Consider the following 2892-nt stretch of genomic DNA (forward strand, 5'->3'; position numbering starts at 1 on the left):
AAGGAGGTCCGTCGGTTGGATCGGGTGGTTATCCGTTTCGCGGGTGATTCCGGTGATGGTATGCAGCTCACGGGTGATCGTTTCACGTCGGAGACGGCGGCGTTCGGCAATGATCTGTCGACGCTGCCGAACTTCCCGGCCGAGATCCGGGCGCCCGCCGGGACTTTGCCGGGGGTCTCCAGTTTCCAGGTGCACTTCGCCGACCACGACATCCTGACACCGGGCGATGCCCCGAATGTTTTGGTGGCGATGAACCCGGCCGCGCTGAAGGCCAACCTCGGGGACGTGCCGCGCGGCGCGGAGATCATCGTCAACACCGACGAGTTCACCAAGCGCCCGATGGCCAAGGTCGGCTACCAGACGTCTCCGCTGGAGGACGGCTCGCTGGAGGGCTACCGCGTGCATCCGGTGGCGCTGACCACGATGACGATCGAGGCCCTCAAGGACTTCGGGCTGACCCGCAAGGAGGCCGAGCGGAGCAAGAACATGTTCGCGCTCGGACTGCTGTCGTGGATGTATCACCGGCCGACCGAGGGCACCGAGAACTTCCTGCGCACCAAGTTCGCCAAGAAGCCGCAGATCGCCGAGGCGAACGTGGCGGCGTTTCGGGCCGGGTGGAACTTCGGCGAGACCACCGAGGACTTCGCCGTCTCCTACCAGGTCGCCCCGGCCACCCGCGCCTTCCCCCCGGGCACCTACCGCAACATCTCCGGGAACCTCGCCCTGTCCTACGGGCTGATCGCCGCCGGGCAGCAGGCCGACCTGCCCCTGTTCCTGGGCTCGTACCCGATCACACCGGCCTCCGACATCCTGCACGAGCTGTCGCGGCACAAGAACTTCGGCGTGCGCACCTTCCAGGCCGAGGACGAGATCGCGGCCATCGGCGCGGCGCTGGGCGCGGCGTTCGGCGGACAGCTGGCGGTGACGACCACCTCGGGTCCGGGGGTGGCGCTGAAGTCGGAGACGATCGGGCTGGCGGTCTCGCTGGAGCTGCCGCTGCTGGTGGTCGCCATCCAGCGCGGCGGCCCCTCGACCGGCCTGCCGACCAAGACCGAGCAGGCCGACCTGCTCCAGGCGATGTACGGGCGCAACGGCGAGGCCCCGGTACCGGTCGTGGCGCCGCAGACCCCCGCCGACTGCTTCGCGGCGGCCCTGGACGCGGCCCGTATCGCCCTGACCTACCGCACCCCGGTCTTCCTGCTCTCCGACGGCTACCTGGCCAACGGCAGCGAGCCCTGGCGCATCCCCGAGACCGACGAGCTGCCCGACCTGCGCGTGCGGTTCGCGACCGGACCCAACCACACCCTGGCCGACGGCACTGAGGTGTTCTGGCCCTACAAACGTGATCCGCAGACCCTGGCCCGCCCGTGGGCGGTGCCCGGCACCCCGGGCCTGGAACACCGCATCGGCGGCATCGAGAAACAGGACGGCACCGGCAACATCTCCTACGACCCGGCCAACCACGACTTCATGGTCCGCACCCGCCAGGCCAAAATCGACGGCATCCAGGTCCCCGGCCTGGAGGTCGACGACCCCCACCACGCCAGGACACTCGTGCTGGGCTGGGGCTCGACCTACGGACCGATCACCGCCGCCGTCCGCCGGCTGCGCACCGCAGGCGAGAAGATCGCCCAGGCGCATCTGCGCCACATCAACCCCTTCCCCGCCAACCTCGGCGAAGTCCTGGCCCGCTACGAGCGCGTGGTGGTGCCGGAGATGAACCTCGGACAGCTCGCCACCTTGCTGCGGGCCACGTACCTGGTCGACATCCACTCCTGCACCCAGGTCAACGGCATGCCCTTCAAGGCCGAGCAGCTCGCCACCGCCCTCAAGGAGGCCACCCATGACTGAGGCGAACGAGACTCTCACGCTGGTGCCCAGGGCCGAGGCCCAGCAGTCCATGAAGGACTTCAAGTCCGACCAGGAAGTGCGCTGGTGCCCCGGCTGCGGCGACTACGCCGTGCTGGCCGCCGTGCAGGGCTTCATGCCCGAACTCGGCCTGGCCAGGGAGAACATCGTCTTCGTCTCCGGCATCGGCTGCTCCTCCCGCTTCCCGTACTACATGAACACCTACGGCATGCACTCCATCCACGGCCGCGCACCCGCCATCGCCACCGGCCTGGCCACCTCACGCCGCGACCTGTCGGTGTGGGTGGTCACCGGCGACGGCGACGCACTGTCCATCGGCGGCAACCACCTCATCCACGCCCTGCGACGCAACGTCAACCTCAAGATCCTGCTGTTCAACAACCGGATCTACGGACTGACCAAGGGCCAGTACTCCCCCACCTCCGAAGCCGGCAAGATCACCAAATCCACACCCATGGGCTCCCTCGACGCCCCCTTCAACCCGGTATCACTGGCGATCGGCGCCGAAGCCTCCTTCGTCGCCCGCACCATCGACTCCGACCGCAAACACCTCACCGAAGTACTCCGCCAGGCCGCCGACCACCCCGGCACCGCACTCGTCGAGATCTACCAGAACTGCAACATCTTCAACGACGGCGCCTTCGACGCCCTCAAGGACAAACAACAGGCCCAGGAAGCCGTGATCCGCCTCGAACACGGACAGCCCATCCGCTTCGGAGCCCAAGGATCAAAGGGCGTCCTGCGCGACACCGCCACCGGAGACCTCAAAGCAGTAACAGTGACCGCCGACAACCAGTCACAGATCCTGATCCACGACGCACACGCCACCTCACCCACCACCGCCTTCGCCCTCTCCCGCCTCGCCGACCCCGACACCCTCCACCACACCCCCATCGGAGTCCTCCGCAACATCAACCGACCCGTCTACGACACCCTCATGGCCGACCAACTCGACACCGCCATCGAACAAAACGGCAAAGGCGACCTTGCGGCGCTGCTGGCCGGCAACGACACCTGGACCGT

The 2892-nt window shown here is 67.7% G+C and carries 2 protein-coding genes; both read left to right on the plus strand.

Features of this window, described 5'->3' with window-relative positions:
• On the plus strand, nucleotides 1-1851 hold a 1851-nt coding region (locus ABD374_RS31665), incomplete at its 5' end, for a 2-oxoacid:acceptor oxidoreductase subunit alpha (protein ID WP_344500086.1).
• Nucleotides 1844-2892, plus strand: a 1049-nt coding sequence (locus tag ABD374_RS31670; RefSeq protein ID WP_344500088.1) for a 2-oxoacid:ferredoxin oxidoreductase subunit beta, incomplete at its 3' end; no start/stop codon positions are given. The genes ABD374_RS31665 and ABD374_RS31670, both read left to right, overlap by 8 nt.

It is taken from the genome of Streptomyces enissocaesilis (genome assembly GCF_039533765.1).
GTDB lineage: Bacteria > Actinomycetota > Actinomycetes > Streptomycetales > Streptomycetaceae > Streptomyces > Streptomyces enissocaesilis.